This window comes from Mesorhizobium sp. M0088 (genome assembly GCF_040322895.1).
GTDB lineage: Bacteria > Pseudomonadota > Alphaproteobacteria > Rhizobiales > Rhizobiaceae > Mesorhizobium.
This window is the reverse complement of sequence record NZ_JAMYUI010000037.1, coordinates 39,975-62,283: the sequence shown is the minus strand read 5'-3', so window position 1 is coordinate 62,283 and position 22,309 is coordinate 39,975. Positions and strand designations below refer to the sequence as shown.

The window sequence follows — 22,309 nt, the reverse complement described above, 5'->3', positions numbered from 1 at the left end:
AATCTCCTGACACAAACAGTCCAAGACACTTCAATCACATAACAAAAAACCCCGCCGAAAATCGACGGGGTTTGTCAGCAGTCTGAAAGGCCGGCGAAACGCCGGCCTTTTCACGTAATCCAAGGTCTGGATTATCGGCTCAGCCGACGATCTCGGTGTCCGAGAACCAGTACTTGATCTCTTCTGCCGCGGTCTCCGGCGCGTCGGAGCCGTGCACCGAGTTTTCGCCGATCGACAGCGCGTGAACCTTGCGGATGGTACCTTCGGCGGCGTTGGCCGGGTTGGTGGCGCCCATCACTTCGCGGTTCCTGGCAATGGCGTTCTCGCCTTCCAGCACCTGCACGACGGTCGGTGCCGACGACATGAATTCAACCAGTTCGCCGAAGAAGGGGCGGTCCTTGTGGACGGCATAGAAGCCTTCCGCTTCGCGGCGGCTCATCCAGACCCGGCGCGAGGCGATGACGCGCAGGCCTGCCTCTTCCAGCATCCTGGTGATGGCACCAGTGAGATTGCGCCGGGTTGCGTCCGGCTTGATCATGGAAAATGTGCGTTCGAGCGCCATGGGTCGTCCTTGTCTGAGAATGGAATTGAGAGTGGCGGGCTCTATACAAGCCGCCCGGCCCATTGCCAAGGGGTGAGGCCAAAGGGGTGAGGCCAAAGGGGTGAGGGATGGTCCGCGAAGCGCTCGGAAAGCCAATTGCTTGGCTTTCCGAGCGATGAACGGTGAAAGCCCGGTCCGCCTTCGGGCGGATTGAAAGGTCCAGTGGACCTTTCAAAGGGTTTGAACGCCCGAAGGGCAGGGAGCGATAGCGAAGGGCAGGCCGCTGCGCTTTTCTGTGCTCCCGAAGCCGAGATCAGACGGCTACACAGCAACGCGTTGCTTGCTATACTCGCGTGTCGGCGCCGCGCTGAGGTCGGGCCGTATGGAGACACCATGACCATGACAGACGATCGTCAGGAACGCATTCGCAACCGTGCGCACCAGCTCTGGCTGCAAGAGGGCCAGCCGGCTGGCCATCATGAGCGCCATTGGCATCAGGCGGCCGCCGATGTCGACCAGGAGGACGCCGCGGGCAAGTCGGCGGCCAAAAAGCCAACCAGGAAGGCAACTGGCGCCGCCAAGGCAAAGGCCGCCCCCAAGGAGGCAAAGGCTGCCACGAAGGCCGGCAAGCCAAAGAAGGCGGCGGCCAAGTAAGCTTTACGGCGTCAAGCCGCGGCGGCGATCTTTCGTCCCAGCCCGCCATGCAGGTCGAGGCAGCGGGCGAACCACTGCGCCACCACGTCGCCGTCGTCGAGCAGTTGGTAGGGCGAGGCTATGCGCGCCCATTGCAGGGCGCCGAAGACGATATAGTCGCTGAACAGCGGCGCCGCGCCGCCGATGAATGGCTGATAGAAGAGCGTCGAGCGCAATGGCTCCAGCGAGGCTCTGAAATTGCCGAGCCCGGCCTCCCTGGCGGCCATCACCTCCTCCAGCCGTTTGCCAAGACGCTGCTCCCGGCTCTGGCGGAAATAGACGGCGTTCTCCGCGTCCTGCATGGCATGGAGGTCCATGATCGCCGCGGTGGTCACGTAGGGATGAATGGTCACTTGCGACCAGCGTTCGATGAAGCGCGCCATCGCCTTGCCGCCTTCACCGCCAAACAGCGTCGGCCGGTCCGGATAGGCCTCATCGAGATAGAGCGCGATGGCGAAGGAATCCGCGACGACCGTCTCGCCGTCCCGGATCACCGGAACGGTTTTCGAAACGCCGCCCTCGACAGCGGGCACCTCGAGAAAGCGCGTCGGTACGGTCGATATGTCGAGCCCCTTGTGGGCAAGCGCCATCACCACCTTCCAGCAATGCGGGCTGAACGGACGTGTGGTGTCGCGTCCGACGAGATCATAGAGCAGAATGGTCATTGGCGGCGGCGTTCCTGCGGGTTAGGTAGGCCCCGCATCGACGTGAGCCGAGGGAAGCCATGAGACAGCATTTCATGATGTTTGCGGCCTATAATCAATGGGCCAACGGTCGCATCTATGATGCCGCCGCCGAACTCGATGATGAGGAATTCAACCGCGATGTCGGCGCCTTCTTCGGCTCGATGATGGGCACGCTCAACCACCTTTTGACGGCCGACCGGATCTGGATGAAGCGCTTCACCGGCGAGGGCGACGCGCCGACGACACTGGATGCCATCCTGCATCGGGGGTTGACCGGCCTGCGGGCGGCGCGTGAAGCCGAGGACAGGAGGATCATCGATTGGGTCGGCGGCCTCAATGACAAGGCGTTGACGGGCCGCTTCACCTACATGACCGTTTCGGACATGCGCACCGTCTCGCAAAGGCTGGCGCCGGCGCTGGATCATGTCTTCAACCACCAGACCCACCATCGCGGCCAGGCGCATACGATCCTGACTATCCTGGGACGGCCAAGCCTGGGGTTGGACCTGATGCTTTTTCAGCGGACCGAGGAGGGCAGAGCTTTCGCCTGATTCGGTGCCGTCCGAAGGTCGAAGAGTTTGCGCCTACTATCGCTGCATTTTGTGCTGCAGCATTGTCTTTGCATCAGAAATTAGCCGGCACACCGGATACTTGCCCGAGATTCAGGCGGCCGTCGAAGCCTCGCCCCTGATTTCGCTGTCCAGTTGGCACTGCGTCAGAGCCGCTTCCGCCATCACCCACTGCTTGAACAACTGGACCTTGCGTGCGGCAAGGCCTCTCAGCGGGGAAACAAAATACCAACCAGCCGTGTTCGGGTGGTGGACGGCGAAGGGAGCCACCAGCCTTTCGGCGCGGATGTCGCTGGCCATATAGGCACGGTTGGCCACCGCAAAACCCATCCCGGAATTGGCTGCCTCGTAGGACATCATGCACGAGTCGAAATAGATGCTCTTGGTCTCGCTGAGCACGAAGCTGGCGCCGGCGAAACCAAGCCAGGATTGCCAATTCTGGGTGCAGGTGTCGGAATGCAGCAGGGTGAAGTGCTTGAGGTCGTCCGGTGTCACCTTCGACAGCCGCTTATCGCCGAGAACTTCGTGGAACAGCTTGCGGCTGCACACCGGTGTCAGGTCTTCGCGAAACAGCAGATCGGATTGCAGCCCGTGAAAGTGACCGTCGCCATAACGGATTTCGAGATCGAATTCCGAGGCCGTGAACTCATGCGTCGCGTAGGAGGTCGAGACCCGCATCACGATATCGGGATATTGCTGCTGGAACAGCGGCAGGCGCGGAAACAGCCAGCGTGCCGCAAAGGTCGGCAGCACCGATATTTTTAGCACATGCTCCTGCGACTGCCCGGTCGCTTCCATGCTGGCGGCGACGATTCGCTCCAGCGCCTCGCGAACGCGCGAGACATAGGTCTCGCCCTCCGGCGTCAACGACACCGCATTGCCGCCGCGCTGGAAAATCTTGAAACGAAGCTGATCCTCAAGGCTTTTCACGCGCTGGCTGACCGCTGAAGCGGTAATAAACTGTTCTTCGCCGGCACGCGTGAAATTACCGTGCCTCGCAGCACTCTCCACGATTTTAAGCGAATTGAGGTTGACCTGACTGAGCAGACGCACGGTTTCGACCTTAAGCTTGGCTTACACTAGCACCAGCATTCCTAATTTTACAGGGGTGGGTGAATTAATCGACTGTTTACCAAGTGTTGCCCCCATCCTGGAGAAGTACAATGAACGCCCATACCATTCCCGAACTGCGTTATGCGATGAGCCGCGAAGCCATTATCGGCCATGAAACCGCCTGGAAAGTGTCGAGTTTCGGTGTCGCGCAATATTTGCACGGCTATGACCCGGCACTGCTTGCCGCGATCGAGGAGGCTGCCCTGAAGCTCAAGGCCAGCCATGCCGTGCACAAGCACCTCGATCTGACCTTCATCACCGGGGCCGACCGTTTCATCCCCGAGATCAAGGAATTGCTGCATGACAAGCTGCGCCTGGAGCGGCTGTCCGACATGACGGGCACCAAGCTGGAGCCCTATCCGCTGTCGATCGTCGGCTCGACGGTCACCTTCATGAATCCCAACGACGGCGCCGTGGAGTGGCATTGCGATGGCGTTCCGGTGACCGAGCTCATTCCGCTGTCGATCAGCAATCCGCTGGTCGGCGGCCACCTCGAAATCTACTGCGACGACTCCGAAACCGGCCGCGCCATTCTCGAAGCCGGCCGCGAGATCCCGCGCAACAGTGTCATGCGCATCGATCACAAGATGAACTACGCGACGCTCGGCCAATTCCTGGGCGTCCTGCATCGCACCGCTCCGATCCGGTTCGGCGAGCGCGTCACGCTGGTGCTCAACCAGCGCTCGGTGGCCAAGCCCTATGTCGACGATAACAGAATGTTCTATCTCGCCGCCGACAACGACCACGACCGTGAGTGGGTCAGCGAACTGGCCGAAGATGTCTGGACCAATCAGCTGCCGGCCTATCGTCGGTTCGAGGCGGAGCATCCCGTGCCCACCGCCGTCGAGGCACCGGTTCCGGGCGGCGCCAGGGAATCATGGTAATGAACCATGACCCCGAAAAGTCGGAACCGGTTTTCGGACAGGATCATGGTCGAACAGCAACATAGAGTCCCATGCCGATTGTTTCGGCAGGGATCCGGCTCGATATCCGCGTTGGTCTTCGCTGCCGGTGCGGTGGCGTTGTGGTCCACCAATGCCCTGGTCGGCAAATCCCTGCTGGCCAGCCACCCGGTGTCGCAGGTCCAGTTCCTGCAATTTGCAGGCGCAGCACTCGTCTTCGCCGCTATCCGATTGATGAGCCGCGAAAGAGTAGTACCGGTCACCGCCGGGGCGGCGCTCATCTCTCTCGCGATCGGCTTCATCGGCCTGGTCGGCACCATGGTGCTGCAATACATCGCCTTCGCTTCGATGCCGGTGATCGAGGCCAATCTGGTGGCCTACACCTGGCCGCTGATGGTCGCGGCGGCAGTCATCGCGTTGGAAAATCCAAGGCGTCCGGCACTGTTGGGTCTCGCCGCGGTGGTGGGCTTCATCGGCGTCGCACTGGTGATTTCGGGAGGGCGCAACCAATCCTGGTTCGAGGGCGATCTGGTCGGCTATCTCGCCGCATTCGGGTCAGCGCTGTGCATGGCCTTCTATTCGATCATGGTGGGACGGGTGGCCACTCCAGCGGATCGCCTGTTGCTGCCATCGTCTTTGATTGGCGTCGCTTTGATGTTTCTGTGGTGCGCTCGCGACGGTTTCACCTGGCCCGTCGGCGCGGACCTGGCCCTCGGCCTTTATCTCGGCGCCGGTCCGATGGGCCTGGGCTACTATTTCTGGTCGCGCGCCTTGAAGCTTGAAGGCAGCGGCAGGGTCGCGGTGGTCGCCTATCTCACGCCGATCGCCTCGACCCTGCTTTTGACCTTATCCGGCGAACGGCTGACGGTGACGGCCATTGTCGGAGCCATCCTCGTCATCGGCAGTTGTGTCGCGGTCGGTGTGGAACGTTCGGAGGTCGAAAACCATGTTTGACGAGAATGAGCGTCTGGCCATTCAGGAAGCGCATTGGCTGATCGACGAATTCGGCGCCGAGGCACCGCTCTACGCCGCGATGAGGGCCGAAAAGGCGATAGAACAAAAGGATTTCGCGCGTTGTGCCCGCTGGAAGCGTATTCTGGAGATATTGGACGAAAGTCCTGCCGCTAAGTCTGCTGGTTCCAAGTATTAGATTTTCTAATTTGCACGGCGTCGATTTCGCATGAATGCTATTTTTGCCGATTCTTCATTCTTTTATGAGACTTGGCGGTCCGTTGGGGGACGCGGTTAAAGAGATACATCGACACAAGTCTTCGCTGGGGTGGAGGATTTTGTCGCAAATAAGGTGAAAGAATTGTCAAATATCGATGATAAGACCGTTATCGAGCTGACGGCCGATATTGTCTCGGCCTATGTAGGCAACAACCCTCTTCCGGCTGCCGGCCTGCCTGAGTTGATTGCCAGCGTCAGTGCTTCGGTTCGCAAGCTCGCTGGTGCAGTTGTCGCGGAAACTCCAAACCTGGTTCCGGCAGTCAATCCGAAGAAGTCGGTGTTTCCCGACTACATCATTTGCCTTGAGGACGGAAAGAAGTTCAAGTCGCTCAAGCGGCATCTGCGGACCGACTACGGCCTGAGCCCGGACGATTATCGGGCCAAATGGGGCTTGCCGCCGGACTATCCGATGGTTGCGCCAAACTACTCGGCGACGCGATCGGCGCTGGCAAAGTCGACGGGACTTGGCCGCAAGCCGGCAGCAGCGCCGGCCGCTGTCGCCAAGGCAACGAAGCGCAAGGCGACTGCCTGAGAGCAGGCAAGCCACTGTTCGGCTGCTTTGACGACGCCCTCGCTGGCGTCGTTTCGAGGCCTTGTGCGGCCAACTGGCCGGCAAGGCCTTGCGAAGCGTTGATGTCCGGTGCAAAAGCGCGGCCATGCTGATCATCAACGACCTATCGCTCCGCATGGCCGGACGCCTGCTTCTCGACCATGCCTCGCTGACCTTGCCAGCCGGCACCAAGGCCGGCCTTGTCGGCCGCAACGGTACCGGCAAGACGACGCTGTTCAAGGCCATCACCGGCGATTTCCCGTCCGAGACAGGCTCGATCAGCCTGCCGAAGAGCACCCGCATCGGCCAGGTGGCGCAGGAAGCGCCGGGCACCGAGGACGCGCTGATCGAGATCGTGCTCAAGGCCGATCTCGAACGCACGGCGCTGCTCGAAGAAGAAAAGACGGCGACCGATCCGCACCGCATCGCCGACATCCATATGCGGCTGGCCGATATCGACGCGCACTCAGCCGAATCCCGCGCCGCCACCATTCTCGCCGGCCTCGGCTTCGACGACGCTGCGCAACGGCGTCCGGCCTCGTCCTTCTCCGGCGGCTGGCGCATGCGCGTGGCGCTTGCTGCGGTGCTGTTTGCCGAGCCCGACCTGCTGCTGCTCGACGAGCCGACCAACTATCTCGATCTCGAAGGCACGCTGTGGCTGGAAAACTACGTTTCGAAATATCCGCACACCGTGCTTTTGATCTCGCACGACCGCGACCTGCTCAACCGCGCCGTCAATTCGATCGTCCACCTCGACCAGAAGAAGCTGACCTTCTGGCGCGGCGGCTACGACCAGTTCGAGCGTCAATATACAGAGCAGAAGGAATTGCAGGAGAAGGGCCGGGTCAAGCAGGAGGCCGCGCGCAAGCACATGGAATCCTTCGTCGAGCGGTTCCGCGCCAAGGCCTCCAAGGCGAGACAGGCGCAGTCGCGCATCAAGGCGCTGGAGAAGATGAAACCGATCGCGGCCCTCGTGAACGATTCGGTGCGGCCGTTCTCCTTCCCCGAGCCGGTGAAGACGGTGGCCTCGCCGATCGTGGCGCTGAACAACGTCAATGTCGGCTACACCGAGGGTCAGCCGATCCTCAAGAAGATGACGCTGCGCATCGACGCCGACGACCGCATCGCGCTGCTCGGCGCCAACGGCAACGGTAAGTCGACCTTCGCCAAATTGCTGTCCGGCCGGCTCAAGCAGGAGAGTGGCACCATGACGGTGGCGCCCGGGTTGAAGGTGGCGATCTTCGCCCAGCACCAGCTCGACGACCTCCGGCCGGACGAAAACGCCTACGAGCATGTCCGCCGGCTGATGCCGGAGGCCCCGGAATCGAAGGTGCGCGGCCGCGTCGCCCAGTTCGGCCTCACGACCGAGAAGATGAACACCGCCGCCAAGGATCTGTCGGGCGGCGAGAAGGCGCGGCTGCTGATGGGGCTGTCGGCCTTCGAGGGGCCAAACCTGTTCATCCTCGACGAACCGACAAACCATCTCGACATCGATAGCCGCGAATCACTGATCCATGCGCTGAACGAGTTTCCCGGCGCCGTGATCCTGATCTCGCATGATCGCCATCTGCTGGAGGCAACCGCCGACCGCCTGTGGCTGGTCAAGGACGGCGCGGTCAACCCCTATGACGGCGATCTCGAGGACTACAAGACGCTGGTCACCGGCGTCTCCGGCGACCGCCGCGGCAAGCGCGAGGCCGACAAGGCGTCAAAAGCCGACCGCCGCCGCGATGCGGCGGCTCGCCGCGCTGCCTTCGAGCCGCTGGCCAAGGAGATCCGCGCCACCGAAGCGCTGATGGATCGCATTCGCAAGCGCATCGACGGCATTGAGGACGAACTGTCCAATCCGGCGGTCTACGAGAAGGATCCCTCGACGGCGACACGGCTGGCGAAGGAGCGCTCGCAACTGGCCCAGACGCTGGCCGGCCACGAGGAAAAGTGGCTGACCATGTCGGCAGAGTATGAGGAAGGCACGGCGGAATAGGGGCGTTCTTTCCTTCTCCCACAGGGGAGAAGGCAAGGCGCTATCTGGCCCTACACGCCGCGTCCGGAACCGGTTAACCTCGCCCCATGAACCAACACGCCAAGCTTCGCATCGGCCATTCGGCCTGTCCGCATGATTGCCCCTCGACCTGCGCGCTCGAGGTCGAGCTGCTCGACGGCAATCGCATCGGCCGCGTCCATGGCGCCAAGTCCAACAGCTACACGGCCGGTGTCGTCTGCGCCAAGGTTGCCCGCTATGCCGACCGCGTCCATCATCCCGACCGTTTGCTGAAGCCGCTGATCCGCGCCGGTTCCAAGGGCGACGGCGCCTGGAAAGAAGCAAGCTGGGAGGCGGCGCTCGACCTCGTCGCCGAAAAATTCATTGCGGCCGAGGAGAAATACGGCTCGGAGACGGTCTGGCCCTATTATTATGCCGGCACGATGGGGCTGGTGCAGCGCGACGGCATCGACCGGCTGCGCCACGCCAAGAAATACTCCGGCTTTTTCGGTTCGATCTGCACCAATCTCGCCTGGACCGGCTGGATGATGGGCGCCGGCGCCTTGCGCGGGCCGGACCCGCGCGAGATGGCGAAATCCGATTGCGTGGTGATCTGGGGCACCAATGCTGTGGTGACGCAGGTCAACGTCATGACGCACGCCATCAAGGCGCGCAAGGAGCGCGGCGCGAAGATCGTCGTCATCGACGTCTATGAGAATGCGACGATGAAGCAGGCCGATCTCGGCCTGGTGCTGAAGCCGGGCACCGATGGCGCGCTGGCCTGCGCGGTCATGCATGTGCTGTTCAGGGAAGGCATGGCCGACCGCGCCTATCTCGAAAAGTACACGGACGACCCGAAAGGGCTGGAAGCGCATCTCGAGACGCGCACGCCGGACTGGGCGGCCGGGATCACCGGCTTGACGGTCGCCGAGATCGAGGCCTTCGCCCGCCTCGTCGGCACGACGAAAAAGACCTATTTCCGCCTCGGCTACGGCTTCGCGCGCCAGCGCAATGGCGCCGTCAACATGCATGCAGCGTCCTGCATCGCGGCTGTCACCGGCAGCTGGCAATATGAGGGCGGCGGCGCCTTCCATTCCAACTCCGGCATCTTCAAGCTCAACCAGGAAGTTCTGGAAGGCACCAGGATGCGCGATCCCTCGATCCGCCATCTCGACCATTCGCGCATCGGCCCGGTGCTGACCGGAGCCAGCGACGCGCTGTATGGCGGCCCGCCGGTGACGGCGATGCTGATCCAGAACACCAATCCGGTGAATGTCGCGCCGGAGCAGCGGCTGGTGAAACGGGGTTTTATGCGCGACGACCTGTTCTCTTGCGTGCATGAGCAGTTCATGACCGACACGGCCAAGCTTGCCGATGTCGTGCTGCCGGCGACGATGTTCCTCGAGCACGACGACGTCTACAAGGGCGGCGGCAATCAGCACATCACGCTTGGCCCCAAGCTGATCGAGCCGCCGGAAGGGCCGCGCACCAACCATTTCGTCATCGAGGAATTGGCAAAACGCCTTGGCGTCGCCGATCGTCCGGGGTTTGGTCTGACCGAGCAGCAGCATATCGACATCATCCTGGGCAAGCGCGGGCTGGGCAGCTTCGACAGCTTGAAGGAAGACAAGTGGATCGATCTGCAGCCGGATTTCGAGGCAGCACACTTCATCAATGGATTTGGCCACGCGGATGGAAAATTCCGCTTCCGCGCCGACTGGACCGGGCAGGCGGCGCCCAACCGGCCGCCGAAAAGCATGGGCCTGTTCGGCCCGGTGGCGCTTCTGCCGGAATTTCCCGACCATGTCGACTTGATCGAGGTCGCCGACGAAGCGCATCCGTTCCGGCTGACCACGTCGCCGGCGCGCAATTTTCTCAACTCGACCTTTTCGGAAACGCCGGTGTCGAAGGCCAAGGAGGGCCGCCCGGAACTGCTTCTGCATCCCGACGATGCCGCAGCCCTTGGGTTGGCCGACGGCGACCGTGTCGAGGTCGGCAACACACGCGGCGAAGTCGTGCTGCATGCGAAACTGTTTGACGGGATCAAGCGCGGCGTGGTGATCGCCGAAGGCATCTGGCCAAACAGCGCGCATGAGCGCGGCGAAGGCATCAACGTTCTGACCGGCGCCGATGCGCCGGCACCCTATGGAGGGGCTGCCTTCCACGACAACAAGGTGTGGCTGCGCGCGGCAGGCTGAGATAGGTGAGAATTCCGCTCGCCTCGCGCCAGATCACACCGTTCAGGGATACGCTCAGCCGGGCAATGGCACCGTCAACCCGACCTTGACCCGGTCCATGGCAACGAACGTTCGGAACTTGCGGACATTGTTGCTGTCGAAGAACAGTTTTCGCGTCAGCGTTTCATAGGCGGCCATGTCGGCCACGGTGATGACCAGGATGAAATCGGCCTCGCCGGTGACGTAGTAGCATTGCTGAACCTCGGGGGTTGCCGAGAATTGCCGCTTGGCCGCGTCGATCAGTTCGGCACGTTCGCTCTCGAGTTCCACCTCGACGAAGATGGTGATCGGCTGGCCGACCGCTGCCGGCTCGACGACCGCGACATTGCCGGCGATGACGCCGGTCTGTTCCATACGCTTGATGCGGCGCTGCACCGCCGGCGCCGACAGGTTCACCGCCTCGCCGATCAGCCGCTGCGGCGTCGTGTTGTCGCGCTGCAGGATGGCAAGGATGGCGAGATCGAAACTGTCGAGCATGGGTGGCGATACAGGCAATGGAGAGGTCCTCGGCGAAACAAACTTGCATTTGGGAGGTCATATTACAGCGCCCTTTGCACCGGTCCTGCAATATATTCTCGCCGAACGCCAAGGAGGCCTGCCAGTGTTCCTGCTCAACCGCAATAGTCTGCATCGCCTGCCACTCGATCCGGCCGATGCCGAAATCCTCGGCGTGGCCGGCGCTGACACGGTCGAGCGTTTTCTTTCCCGTCGCGACAATCACCTGAAAACGCCGCTGCATGCGCTGCCGGCGCTCGCCAGCGAATTCGGACTTGGCGCTATCCATATCAAGGATGAAGGCTTTCGCCTCGGCCTCGGCAGCTTCAAGGCTCTGGGCGGCGCTTATGCCGTCTTCCGCCTGGTGCTGGAGGAGGCAGGCAACCGGCTTGGCCGGCCCGTCGATGTTGCCGATCTCGATCGGCCTGATGTACGGGCCGTCGCCGCGGCAATGACATTTGCCTGTGCGACCGACGGCAACCATGGCCGCTCCGTTGCGCAAGGCGCGCAACTCGTCGGCGCGCGGGCGGCGATCTTCGTCCACGCCGGCGTCAGCGAGGAGCGCATAGCGGCGATCGCCCGCTATGGTGCCGAGATGATCCGCGTCGACGGCAACTATGATGATTCGGTCAGGCGGGCCGCCCAGGTTTCGGCGGAGAAGGGCTGGACCGTCGTGTCCGACACCTCGTGGCCGGGCTATGAACGGATTCCTGGCCTGGTCATGCAGGGCTATACGGCGATCGTGCGCGAAGCGCTGCGTCAGTTCCCTCGGACACCAACCCACGTCTTTGTGCAGGCTGGTGTCGGTGGCATTGCCGCCGCGCTGGCCGGTCATCTCGCCATCGTGCTCGGTGACGCCAGGCCGACCTTCATCGTGGTCGAGCCGGCGCGTGCAGCCTGTGTTTTTGCAGCCGCCCAGGCCGGGCACCCGGTCAAGGTCGCGCATGGCCGGCCGACGGTGATGGCCATGCTTGAATGCTACGAGGCCTCCCCGGTAGCCTGGCGGGTGCTGGCGCGCGCCGCCGATGCCTTCATGACGGTGGATGAGGCCGACGCCATCGCGGTGATGCGGCGGCTGGCCCGGCCGGCCGCCGGGGATCCGGTGATCGTCGCCGGCGAAAGCGGCGGTGTTGGTCTTGCCGGGCTGATCCGGGCGATGGCCGACAACCCGACCGAGCTTGGACTGGACGGCAAATCGCGGGTGCTGGTGATCAACACCGAAGGTGCCACCGACCCGCATCGCTATGCCGAGCTGGTCGGCATGAGCCCGGCCGATGTGCTGGAAGGCAAGAGAAAAGCCGAGGCAACGGCATGATCGCCATCGATGCACAGCGCCTGCTTGGCCGTATCCGCGAACTCGGTGCCGTCGGTCGCGACGGCGAGGACAGGCTGATCCGGCTGGCCGCCTCCGACACCGACAAGCAGGGCCGCGATCTCTTCGTCGGCTGGCTGCGGCAGGCCGGACTCGATGTCGCCATCGACCGGGTCGGCAACATATTCGGCACCTGGCAAAGCCCGGAAAGTATCGGGCAGGCGCCGCTGCTCATCGGCTCGCATATCGACACCGTCATCGATGCCGGCATCTATGACGGCTGCTACGGGGTGCTTGCCGGGCTGGAAGTGATCGAGACGCTCAAGGCGACAGGCTTTTCGCCGTCGCGCCCGATCGCGGTCGCCGCTTTCACCAATGAGGAGGGCGTACGCTACACGCCCGACATGATGGGCTCGCTGGTCCACGCCGGCGGCATCGATGCCGAAACGGTGCTGGCGGCCGTCGGCACGGACGGCAGCGTGCTGGGGCAGGAACTCGCCCGCATCGGCTATGCCGGCGACAGCGAGCCCGGCTTCCTCAAGCCGCACGCCTATCTCGAACTGCACATCGAACAGGGGCCGGTGCTGGAACGCGAAGGTTTGCCGATCGGCGCGGTGGAGAATCTGCAGGGCATCTCCTGGCAGCGTATCACCATAGAGGGCGTCGCCAATCATGCCGGCACCACGCCGATGTTGATGCGCAACGATGCCGGCCACGCCGCCGCCCGGACCATCACCTTCCTGCTCGACCGGATCAAAGCCTCGAACGCGCCGACGGTGGCGACCGTGGGTACGATCCGCTTCGAGCCGAATGCCATCAACGTCATTCCCTCGCGCGCCGTCTTCACCATCGATCTGCGCGACCCCGACGAACAGCGCCTCCAGGCGGAGGAGGCGGCGCTTGCCGCCTATCTCGAGCAGCTTGCCACCGATGAGAACGTGACGATCTCGGTCGAGCAACTGGCTCGCTTCGAGCCGGTGATCTTCGACCTTCGCATCGTCGAACGAATCGAGGCGGCCGCGAAACGCCGTGGCCTTGGCGTCAGGCGCATGACGTCCGGCGCCGGCCACGATGCACAGATGCTGGCGCGCATCGCACCGGCGGCCATGATCTTCGTGCCGAGCGCCGATGGCATCAGCCACAGTCCGCGCGAACACACCGAAGATGCCGAGCTTGTTGCCGGGGCCAACATCCTGCTTGATGTGGCCGCGCAACTGGCAAACTAGGTCAGAAGGGGCGGAAAATGTCTGAACTCGATCGCGATGCGCTGAAGCAGGAAATGATTTTCTGGCGGCGCGATCTGCACGCGCATCCCGAGTTCGGTTTCGAGGAGAAGCGTACCGCAGCCTTCGTCGCTGCCAAACTGCGTGAGTTCGGACTCGATGACGTCAGCGAAGGCGTCGGCGGCACCGGTATCGTCGGCACGCTGACGCGCGGCAGCGGCAACCGGGCGATTGCGCTCAGGGCCGACATGGATGCACTGCGCATATCAGAGCAATCGGACGCATCCTACCGGTCCGGCAATCCCGGCATCATGCATGCCTGCGGCCATGACGGCCACACCACCATGCTGCTCGGCGCGGCAAAGCTGCTGGCAGGTGAGGGCGGTTTCGACGGCACCGTGCGCTTCGTCTTCCAGCCGGCCGAGGAATGGGGCAGGGGCGCGCTCGCCATGCTCGACGATGGGCTGATGCAGCGCTTTCCCTTCGACGAGATCTTCGGCCTGCACAACATGCCCGGCCTGCCGATCGGGCATTTCGAGACCCGTGCCGGTCCCATAATGTCGGCCGAGGATATCTTCGAAATCGTGCTCAAAGGGCTCGGTGGCCATGCCGCGCGGCCGCATGCGGGCACCGAGACGCTGGTCGCCGCCTGCGCACTGGTCACCAATCTGCAGACCATCGTCTCGCGCCGGCTGAGCCCGGCCGACATATCGGTGGTTTCGGTGACCGAGCTGATCACCGACGGCACCCGCAACGCTCTGCCCGGCCTTGCCCGCATCCTCGGCGATGCGCGCAGCTTCCGCCCCGAGGTCAGCGCCGAGATCGAGCGGCAGATGCGCATCATAGCCGAGGGCATAGCTGCCGCCTACAATGTCACCGCCGAGGTCAATTACAGCAGGGAGTTCGTGCCGCTGCGCAATGATGCCGAACTTGTCGATGCCGCGTTCGCTGCCGCGAGAGGCGTCTTCGAGCCCGGCAACATCGCTGTCGCCCGCGAGCCGATGACCGCCTCGGAGGATTTCGCTCGTTTCCTCGATCACGTGCCGGGCTGCTTCGTCTTCCTCGGCAACGGCGAAGCTTCCGCGCCGCTGCACAATTCCAGCTACGACTTCAACGATGAGGGGCTGTTGTTCGGCACGAATTTCCATGTCGCAGTGGTCAGGCAACGATTGGGCGGCGAGGCGGGAAGATGAAGGAGATTGCCGGGATGCTGGCCAGGACAAGCTTGTGACGGACCGGCGACCGATAGGGCAGTGCGCCTCGGTACGCTTTTAACAAAGATAATCCGCCGATGACGCAGGGGAAAGACTCAGCTAGCCTTACCTGTGCGGCGGACCTAATTATCCGCTTGGCCGGCGCTTCACTCCTCCCAAGCGGCGCCGGCCTTCTTCTCCAAAAGTCCGTCCGGGACGCCACAGCGGGTTGCGGCAGCACGCGAACCCCGCAAACGCCAAGTTCCGCCTCCGGTTGCCTCGAGAATGCATCGGGGAGCGCTGGCGAAACCGCCCTCCATCTTCGACTGCGCGCGTGGACGATTGGCAAGGGAACCAAAGGCGGTTTCCCCGGTTGGTTCTACTCCAAAGGAGTGTTGCACTATGTTCCGTCTGCTCGTCGCCGGCGCCTTCGCCTATGTCACTTATCGTATCGCCAGGAAGATGGTCGAAAACGTGCCCGATACGGTCGACCCGCTGCTATTGCCGCCGTCGAAGCATGATCGCGAGACCTTGCGGCGGCAGTCGGCCGACATGGGTGTCGATCCGCAACGCTAAAGACAGGGATGTCGCGCTTCGGCCTGTCTAGCACGAGGCCAGCCCCGCATCGATATTGCGAACAAAGCAGAAACGATGCTTGATGGGCGATGAACCTCGCCACTGCTGATTCGACCTTTCGGGACCCGACCGTCCAGCCTGCCTATCTCGCCCGGCTCAACGATGCCCAGCGCCAGGCAGTCGAGCACGGCGACGGCCAGATAGCCGGTCCGCTGCTGGTCATTGCCGGCGCCGGTTCGGGCAAGACCAACACGCTGGCTCACCGCGTCGCCCATCTGGTCGTCAAGGGGGCCGACCCGCGCCGCATCCTGCTGATGACGTTCTCGCGCCGCGCCGCGTCCGAAATGGCCAGGCGCGTCGAGCGTATCGCCGGCGAAGTGCTCGGCCGCGATGCAACTGTCATCACCGATGCGCTGACCTGGGCGGGAACCTTTCACGGCATCGGCGCGCGGCTGCTTCGCGACTATGCGCTGGAGATCGGCCTCGACCCGGCCTTCACCATCCATGACCGCGAGGACTCCGCCGACCTGATGAACCTGGTCCGCCACGAACTCGGCTTCTCGAAGACGGAAGCGCGTTTCCCCACCAAGGGCACCTGCCTTGCCATCTATTCGCGCGCCGTCAACGCACAGGCGCCGCTCAACGAGGTGTTGGGTTCCGCCTTTCCCTGGTGCGCCGGTTGGGCCGAGCAGCTGAAACAATTGTTCGCCGGTTATGTCGAGGCCAAGCAGGCGCAAAACGTGCTCGATTACGACGATTTGCTGCTCTACTGGGCGCAGATGGCGGCGGAGCCCGAGATAGCAGCGCATCTGGGCGGGCGTTTCGACCATGTGCTGGTCGACGAATACCAGGACACAAATCGCCTGCAGGCTTCGATCCTCATGGCACTGAAACCCGACGGCGCCGGGCTGACGGTGGTGGGCGACGATGCGCAGTCGATCTATTCGTTCCGCGCCGCCGAGGTGCGCAACATCCTCGACTTCCCCAACCAGTTCGCGCAAGCCGCCGACGTCGTGATGCTGGAGCGCAATTACCGCTCGACCGAAACCATCCTGGCGGCCGCCAATGCGGTGATCAGCGAAGCCTCGGAGCGCTTCACCAAAAACCTGTGGTCGGAGCGCAAGTCGACCGACAGGCCAAAACTGGTGAGCGTGCGCGACGAGGTCGAGCAGGCCAATTTCGTCTGCGATACCATCCTGGCCGAGCGCGAGGCCGGCACGGCACTGAAATCGCAGGCGGTGCTGTTTCGCGCCTCGCACCACAGCGGCCCGCTGGAGATCGAGCTGACGCGGCGCAACATTCCCTTCGTCAAGTTCGGCGGGCTGAAATTCCTCGATGCAGCCCATGTCAAGGACGTGCTGGCGGTGCTGCGCTTCGCCGAGAACCCGCGCGACCGGGTCGCCGGCTTCCGCGTGCTGCAACTGATGCCGGGCATCGGCCCTTCGGCTGCCGCGCAGATCGTCGAGACCATGACGACGGCGCTGGACGAGGCCATGGGGCTGACCGGCTGGCGTCCGCCGCAACGCGCCGCGGACGACTGGCCGGGCTTCGTCTCGCTCTATTCCGGCCTGCGCGCCGGCGCCAAATGGCCGGCCGACCTCGAACAGATCAGGCTGTGGTATGAGCCGCATCTGGAGCGCATCCACGAGGATGCGACGACGCGGCGCGCCGATCTCTTGCAACTTGAGCAGATCGGTTCGGGCTATGCTTCGCGCGAACGCTTCCTGACAGAATTGACGCTCGATCCGCCGGACGCCACCAGCGACCAGGCCGGGCCGCCGCATCGCGACGAGGACTATCTGATCCTGTCGACCATCCATTCGGCCAAGGGCCAGGAATGGAAGAACGTCTTCGTGCTCAACACGGTCGACGGCTGTATCCCGGCCGATCTCGGCGTCGGCACCAAGGAGGACATCGAGGAGGAGCGCCGGCTGCTTTACGTGGCGATGACGCGGGCCAAGGACAATCTCAACCTGGTCATGCCGCAACGCTTCTTTCCGCACGGCCAGGCGGCGCGCGGCGACCGCCATCTCTATGCCTCGCGCACCCGCTTCATCCCGGCTTCGATCCTGGCTGCGTTCCAGCAGGTGTCCTGGCCGAGCGCACAGGCGGCACAGGGCAGGGCGGCTCGGCCGGAGGTGCGCGTCGACATCGGCGCGCGCATGCGCGGCATGTGGAAATAGCTGCGGGATAGCGCCCCATGTTGAAACCACCGGTCAGGGTCGCCATAGCGGGTGCGCTGGGCCGCATGGGCCGCGAGATGGCGTCCGCCGTTCACGGCGACGCGCGGCTGGCGCTCGCCGCCCGCTTCCACCGGCCGGGCAGTATCGGCGAAGGGCTGGTGAGCCGCGACGAGGCGCTTGCCGTGGCCGACCTGGTCATCGACTTCACCACGCCGGCTGCCTCGGCTGATCTGGCCAGCATTTGCGCCGAGCGCGGCGGGCCGGCCCTGGTCATCGGCTCAACGGGCTTCGATGCTGATGAATCGGCTGCTATCGCTGATGCCGCGAAAACAATTGCCATCGTGCGCTCCGGCAGCTTTTCGCTCGGGCTCAACATGCTGGTCGGACTGGTCGAGCAGGCGGCGCGGGCACTCGATCCCGGTGACTGGGATGCCGAGATTGTCGAGGCACACCATCGCCACAAGGTCGATGCGCCATCGGGGACGGCGTTGATGCTGGGGCATGCCGCAGCCGGCGGACGCGGCATCGACCTGGACACGGTCGCAAGGCTTGCACGCGACGGCGTCATCGGCGCGCGGCCGACCGGCGAGATTGGCTTTGCGGTGCTGCGTGGCGGCAGCATCATCGGCGAACACAGCGTCAGCTTCTGCGCCGAGGGCGAGACCTTGACCTTGTCGCATGCAGCCGGCGACCGCGTCATGTTCGCACGCGGCGCCATCGCCGCCGCGCTCTGGCTCGAGGGACGCCCGCCAGGCGAATATGACATGCGCGACGTGCTGGGCATGACCGGCCTGTAGCGGCCGGTTTGTCGTCCCGGTTGGACGTACGCACCCATATCTCGTCCACCTCCGCACCGAAAAAAGAACGCTGGAGGGGTCAGGTCTCTTCAAACCGAACCGTTCGGTTCGATTTCTGTTGACGGACTGTATAGCAGATGGTGAACGCTGGCCTGGTTGTCGGCCTCGGATAGTGGGAGAAGAATCTCACTAAAGATTTGATTTCGAACAATAAAATTATGACCGCCGGGGGCCTGTGCCAAATTTCAAGGCCCGGATTCAAGCTGCGGAGGAACATCTTCGTGATTGGAATCCGCGGCAGGGCAAACCCATCTCGGGGTGGTCCGAGCGACGCGAAATTCCTCCCAAGGGCACGCCACCAGACGGACAGAACAAAGAAATACTGGAGTAACTAAAATGACCAAGATCGCTCTTACCGCCGCCGCCATCCTCGTTGCCACGGGGACTGCTTTTGCCGGCAGCGACAACTATGGCTCGGCCAACGCCAATCAGCCTGCCGTCACTGTCGACCATTCGGTCACCGCTTCGACCTCGAAGTCGACACAGACCGTCCAGGCCCCAGCGTCGCAGGGCGCTGACCGCAATCTCTTCGGCCGCTAATCGCGACTGCCGATATCAACCCAATCTTGAATTCAGGAGTAAATAAAATGACCAAGATCGCTCTTACCGCCGCCGCCATCCTCGTCGCCACGGGCACCGCTTTTGCCGGCAGCGACAATTATGGCTCTTACAATGCCAACCAGCCGGTTGCGAACCAGTCCGTGTCCAACATCGACACCACACACACCGGCTCGATCCCGAAGTCCGTAAAGACGCAGGGTGATGCCAATGCCAAGGTGCCGGCTCAGTCGGGCCAGGGCATCTGGGGTCGTTGATTTTCTGAAGTCTGCGACCACAAAGAGCGGTGGGCTTTGCCCGCCGCTCTTGTTTTATGCGTTGGGAAAATATTTCGAAATGACGAGCAGTCGGCTAAAGCTCGCCGGGCGCCGGAAAAGTGCTCCACATCCATAATTCAGGTTTCGAGTGATGCACCCGCCCTGATCCAGGGCGCCGTCTGAGACGTTTCCGAGTTGATCATCTCGATCGGATTGCCCTTGAAGATAACGCTGCCGCCATTCTGCCCGGCGCCCGGACCCATCTCGATAATCCAGTCGGCTTGTGTGATGACGTCGAGATTGTGCTCGATCACCAGCAACGTGTTGCCGCTGTCGGCCAGCCGCCCCATCAACCTGACCAGCCTTGCGACATCCGACATGTGCAACCCTGTTGTCGGCTCGTCGAGGATGAAGATGCGTCCGGTATTCTGCAACTCCGTTGCCAGCTTGATGCGCTGGCGTTCACCGCCAGAGAGACTGCTCAGGGGTTGGCCAAGCGTCATGTAGTCAAGGCCGACCTCGGCCACACGGTCGAGTGCCGGGCGGATGTCCGGCTCGTGGAAGAAGCGCTGGGCGTCTGAAACGCTCATGCTCAGCACGTCGTCGATGTTCTTGCCGCGAAGTTTGTAAGCGAGCACCGCGTCGGTGAACCGTCGGCCGTGGCAGACCTCGCAAGCGCTGACGATGGTGTCCATGAAGGCCATGTCGATGCGGGTGACACCGAGCCCTTTGCACCCCGGACAGGCCCCGGCCGAGTTGGAACTGAACAAAGAGGCACCGACGCTATTGGCTTCGGCGAATAGTTTTCGGATTGGGTCGAGGACCCCTGTATAGGTCGCCGTGTTCGAGCGTATGGAGCCGCCCAGCGCACCCTGGTCGATGCATACGGCGTCGGGGTAGCGACGCGAGAACACGCCGTTGATCAGTGAACTCTTGCCCGAACCGGCAACGCCGACGACCGCAGTGAGCACCCCTTGTGGAATGTCGACGCTGACGTTCTTGAGGTTGTGGAGGTTGGCGTTGCGCAGCTTCAACCAGCCTGTCGGGGGGCGCAGCACCGCTTTCGGGTGCGGTCGGGCCTTCATGAAGCGGCCGGTTAAAGTGTCGGATCGTTTGAGATCGGCCACCTTGCCCTTGAAGACGACGCGCCCACCACTCTCGCCCGCGCCCGGACCCATATCGATGACATGGTCGGCGATGGCGATGATCTGAGGATCGTGCTCGACCACCAGCACAGTGTTGCCCTTGTCGCGGATCTCTCGTAGCAGCGCGATCATCTGGTTGACGTCGCGAGGATGCAAACCGATGCTCGGTTCATCGAACACATAGGTCAGATCGGTGAGACTGCTGCCGAGATGCCGGAGCATTTTGACGCGCTGCGATTCCCCGCCCGATAGCGTCGATGTTTGCCGGTCCATGCTGATATAGCCGAGCCCGATGCCAGTCATGTGGTCAAGTCGGGCGCAGAGCGCCGCGACGATCGGCACAGCCGCGGTCGTGGAAATTTCCGCGACAATCGGCACAAGATCGCTGGCCGGCATGGCGGCAAGGTCGGCTATGCTGTTGCCGTTGATCTTGCATGCCAGGACTTCCGGCCGCAACCGCGCCCCATGGCAATCCGGGCATAGCCCGCTGGTCACCACGCTCTCCAGCGCCTCGTTCCGGTCTGAACTCGACCGGTTGTGCAGAAAGCTGCGGTGAAAGCGCGGGATCAGCCCCTCATACATCGAACTCGCCCACCAGCCTTTGGCCGGATGCGGCGGCTTGTGTGGCTCGGCATTCAGCAAAAGCTCCCATTCCTCGGGACTGTAGTCTTCGAGTTTCTTGTCGTTGTCGAAATAACCCGACAGCACATAGCGCTTCCAGCGCGCGCTGCCGACAGCGAGAAGCGGGAAGCGGATAGCGCCATCGTTGAGTGATTTCGAGCGGTCGAGCAGCGCGTCGACATCAACCGTGGTGATGGCGCCGATCCCCTCACAGCGCGGGCACATGCCGTCCGGATGGTTGAAGGAAAAGACGCTGGACAGGCCGACAAATGGTTCGCCGACCCTGGAAAACAACAGCCGCAACAGGGCTTGGATGTCGGTGGCTGTGCCGACGGTCGAGCGGGCATTGCCGCCTAGGCGCTTCTGATCAACAACGATCGCCACCGCCAGATTCTCGATCAAATCCACATCTGGCTGTCCATAGTGCGGCAGGCGATGGCGGGCGAAGGAACTGAAGGTCTCATTGAGTTGGCGCTGCGATTCCGCCGCGATTGTATCGAATACCAGCGAGGACTTTCCCGAACCCGAGACGCCGGTGAAAACGGTGATGAGCTTTTTTGGAATGTCGATGCTGACGTTCTTGAGATTGTGCTCGCGGCTGCCGACGACACGAATGGTCTCATGACTTTGCAGTTCGTGAGACCGCCAGGCGGTTTTGCGCAGGGGAGATCCGGTCATTTCCGGCTCGCGAGTTCAGTCAGCGGGATGGCGCACGTGCGGACCGGTTCGCTCGATTATCGGCGGCCCATGTGGAAAAACTCGCTATATGCGGTCTGGTTCCCAACCAGGGCGGCTTCGCTGGAACATGCGATCGGCAACGTGCCGACGCGTCGTTTTGCATGGGACGAAGCCGTGCGGGACAGGTCTTAGCGGAGATGCTTCGGCCTGAGGCAATGCGTCAGCCGCGCTCCGCCGAAGGCGAGATCCGTCCAGTCGGTGTCAACGGTGAAACGGGCCAGCGCCGCGGTCGGGAATTTTTCCTCAAGCCGGTTCCGAGCGGAGCCATCCGATTGGGAACCGGCAAGGCGCCGTGCGAATTCTTCCAGGCCGGGATTGTGGCCCAGCAACAGAATGGTGTTGGTTGCGGCCTTTACCTTGCTCAGCTCGGCGAGAATGTCCGCCGCCGTCGCTTCGTAGAGCGCTTCGACAAATTCGACAGGCGCCTCCATGGGCCACTCGGCCGCCACCAGCCGCCAAGTGTCGCTGGTGCGCAGCGCCGGCGACACCAGCGCCAGGTCCGGCAGCCAGCCGCGCGCCGCAAGCTCGCGCCCGATCGAGCGCGCCGCCTTCACTCCGCGTTCGGCCAAAGGCCGGTCGAAATCATCAAGGCCAGGGTCGTCCCAGCTGGATTTGGCGTGACGAAGTAGGAGAAGCTGTTTCATCGTCA

At 62.9% G+C, this 22,309-nt stretch carries 22 protein-coding genes; 16 read left to right on the top strand and 6 right to left on the bottom strand.

Going from position 1 to position 22,309, the window contains the following annotated elements; all coding sequences use genetic code 11:
- Positions 1–139: 139 nt before the first annotated feature.
- Positions 140–562 carry a nucleoside-diphosphate kinase gene (gene ndk, locus NKJ67_RS32435; protein ID WP_013532476.1) on the bottom strand — a complete coding sequence of 141 codons (423 nt, stop codon included), beginning with the start codon at positions 560–562 and terminating at the stop codon, positions 140–142.
- 372 nt (positions 563–934) lie between these two features.
- Here ndk and NKJ67_RS32430 point away from each other — a divergent pair, with 372 nt between their 5' ends.
- Entirely contained in the window at positions 935–1,195 is a 261-nt protein-coding gene (locus tag NKJ67_RS32430) for a DUF2934 domain-containing protein (RefSeq protein WP_127331827.1), read from the top strand.
- 11 nt (positions 1,196–1,206) lie between these two features.
- On the opposite strand, the gene NKJ67_RS32425 is transcribed toward NKJ67_RS32430, so the two are convergent.
- Positions 1,207–1,899, bottom strand: a complete 693-nt coding sequence (locus tag NKJ67_RS32425) for a glutathione S-transferase family protein (RefSeq protein WP_256745622.1) — start codon at positions 1,897–1,899, stop codon at positions 1,207–1,209.
- Between the two features lie 59 nt (positions 1,900–1,958).
- Here NKJ67_RS32425 and NKJ67_RS32420 point away from each other — a divergent pair, with 59 nt between their 5' ends.
- On the top strand, positions 1,959–2,471 hold the full coding sequence (locus NKJ67_RS32420; RefSeq protein ID WP_013532473.1) for a DinB family protein: 513 nt from the start codon (positions 1,959–1,961) through the stop codon (positions 2,469–2,471).
- Between the two features lie 111 nt (positions 2,472–2,582).
- Here the strand turns inward: NKJ67_RS32420 and NKJ67_RS32415 are convergent, their stop codons facing one another.
- A complete protein-coding gene (locus tag NKJ67_RS32415) occupies positions 2,583–3,542 on the bottom strand; it encodes a LysR substrate-binding domain-containing protein (protein WP_027037936.1) in 960 nt (319 codons plus the stop codon).
- Between the two features lie 110 nt (positions 3,543–3,652).
- Between NKJ67_RS32415 and NKJ67_RS32410 the strand changes: the two genes are divergently transcribed.
- From NKJ67_RS32410 to NKJ67_RS32385, 6 genes are all read left to right on the top strand, one after another.
- A complete protein-coding gene (locus NKJ67_RS32410; protein WP_292457520.1) occupies positions 3,653–4,486 on the top strand; it encodes a hypothetical protein in 834 nt (277 codons plus the stop codon).
- A 45-nt stretch (positions 4,487–4,531) separates the two neighbouring features.
- Positions 4,532–5,458 carry a DMT family transporter gene (locus NKJ67_RS32405; RefSeq protein WP_352585399.1) on the top strand — a complete coding sequence of 309 codons (927 nt, stop codon included), beginning with the start codon at positions 4,532–4,534 and terminating at the stop codon, positions 5,456–5,458.
- Positions 5,451–5,654, top strand: coding sequence for a hypothetical protein (locus tag NKJ67_RS32400; protein ID WP_024504288.1), 204 nt, complete (start codon positions 5,451–5,453; stop codon positions 5,652–5,654). Before NKJ67_RS32405 ends, NKJ67_RS32400 begins: the two co-directional genes overlap by 8 nt.
- A 162-nt stretch (positions 5,655–5,816) precedes the next feature.
- Entirely contained in the window at positions 5,817–6,266 is a 450-nt protein-coding gene (locus NKJ67_RS32395; protein WP_127268153.1) for a Ros/MucR family transcriptional regulator, read from the top strand.
- A gap of 124 nt (positions 6,267–6,390) precedes the next feature.
- Complete coding sequence (locus NKJ67_RS32390; protein ID WP_127268152.1) at positions 6,391–8,268, top strand: ABC-F family ATP-binding cassette domain-containing protein; 1,878 nt, start codon at positions 6,391–6,393, stop codon at positions 8,266–8,268.
- Between the two features lie 86 nt (positions 8,269–8,354).
- Positions 8,355–10,463, top strand: a complete 2,109-nt coding sequence (locus NKJ67_RS32385) for a molybdopterin-containing oxidoreductase family protein (RefSeq protein ID WP_352585396.1) — start codon at positions 8,355–8,357, stop codon at positions 10,461–10,463.
- A 54-nt stretch (positions 10,464–10,517) separates the two neighbouring features.
- Here NKJ67_RS32385 and NKJ67_RS32380 read toward each other — a convergent pair whose 3' ends face one another.
- Positions 10,518–10,997 (bottom strand): Lrp/AsnC family transcriptional regulator, encoded by a 480-nt coding sequence (locus NKJ67_RS32380; protein ID WP_352585394.1) that lies wholly within the window; start codon positions 10,995–10,997, stop codon positions 10,518–10,520.
- A gap of 106 nt (positions 10,998–11,103) precedes the next feature.
- Between NKJ67_RS32380 and NKJ67_RS32375 the strand changes: the two genes are divergently transcribed.
- From NKJ67_RS32375 to NKJ67_RS32340, 8 genes are all read left to right on the top strand, one after another.
- Positions 11,104–12,312 (top strand): diaminopropionate ammonia-lyase, encoded by a 1,209-nt coding sequence (locus NKJ67_RS32375; protein ID WP_352585392.1) that lies wholly within the window; start codon positions 11,104–11,106, stop codon positions 12,310–12,312.
- Positions 12,309–13,535, top strand: coding sequence for a Zn-dependent hydrolase (locus tag NKJ67_RS32370; RefSeq protein WP_352585390.1), 1,227 nt, complete (start codon positions 12,309–12,311; stop codon positions 13,533–13,535). Before NKJ67_RS32375 ends, NKJ67_RS32370 begins: the two co-directional genes overlap by 4 nt.
- A 17-nt stretch (positions 13,536–13,552) precedes the next feature.
- Positions 13,553–14,725: a M20 aminoacylase family protein gene (locus NKJ67_RS32365; RefSeq protein WP_352585388.1), complete on the top strand. Its 1,173-nt coding sequence runs from the start codon at positions 13,553–13,555 to the stop codon at positions 14,723–14,725.
- A gap of 402 nt (positions 14,726–15,127) precedes the next feature.
- Positions 15,128–15,301 (top strand): hypothetical protein, encoded by a 174-nt coding sequence (locus NKJ67_RS32360; RefSeq protein WP_081738796.1) that lies wholly within the window; start codon positions 15,128–15,130, stop codon positions 15,299–15,301.
- An 89-nt stretch (positions 15,302–15,390) separates the two neighbouring features.
- Positions 15,391–17,484, top strand: a complete 2,094-nt coding sequence (locus NKJ67_RS32355; RefSeq protein ID WP_352585386.1) for an ATP-dependent helicase — start codon at positions 15,391–15,393, stop codon at positions 17,482–17,484.
- Between the two features lie 17 nt (positions 17,485–17,501).
- Positions 17,502–18,281: a 4-hydroxy-tetrahydrodipicolinate reductase gene (gene dapB, locus NKJ67_RS32350; RefSeq protein WP_352585384.1), complete on the top strand. Its 780-nt coding sequence runs from the start codon at positions 17,502–17,504 to the stop codon at positions 18,279–18,281.
- Between the two features lie 396 nt (positions 18,282–18,677).
- A complete protein-coding gene (locus tag NKJ67_RS32345; protein WP_256745615.1) occupies positions 18,678–18,881 on the top strand; it encodes a DUF680 domain-containing protein in 204 nt (67 codons plus the stop codon).
- Between the two features lie 47 nt (positions 18,882–18,928).
- Entirely contained in the window at positions 18,929–19,156 is a 228-nt protein-coding gene (locus NKJ67_RS32340; protein WP_127270735.1) for a DUF680 domain-containing protein, read from the top strand.
- Positions 19,157–19,293: 137 nt separating this feature from the next.
- Here NKJ67_RS32340 and NKJ67_RS32335 read toward each other — a convergent pair whose 3' ends face one another.
- Both NKJ67_RS32335 and NKJ67_RS32330 read right to left on the bottom strand, forming a co-directional pair.
- The gene (locus NKJ67_RS32335; RefSeq protein WP_352585381.1) at positions 19,294–21,600 is read right to left on the bottom strand and encodes an ATP-binding cassette domain-containing protein; all 2,307 of its coding nucleotides are present in this window, start codon (positions 21,598–21,600) and stop codon (positions 19,294–19,296) included.
- Positions 21,601–21,788: 188 nt separating this feature from the next.
- Entirely contained in the window at positions 21,789–22,304 is a 516-nt protein-coding gene (locus tag NKJ67_RS32330; RefSeq protein WP_352585379.1) for a SixA phosphatase family protein, read from the bottom strand.
- Between the last annotated feature and the right edge of the window lie 5 nt (positions 22,305–22,309).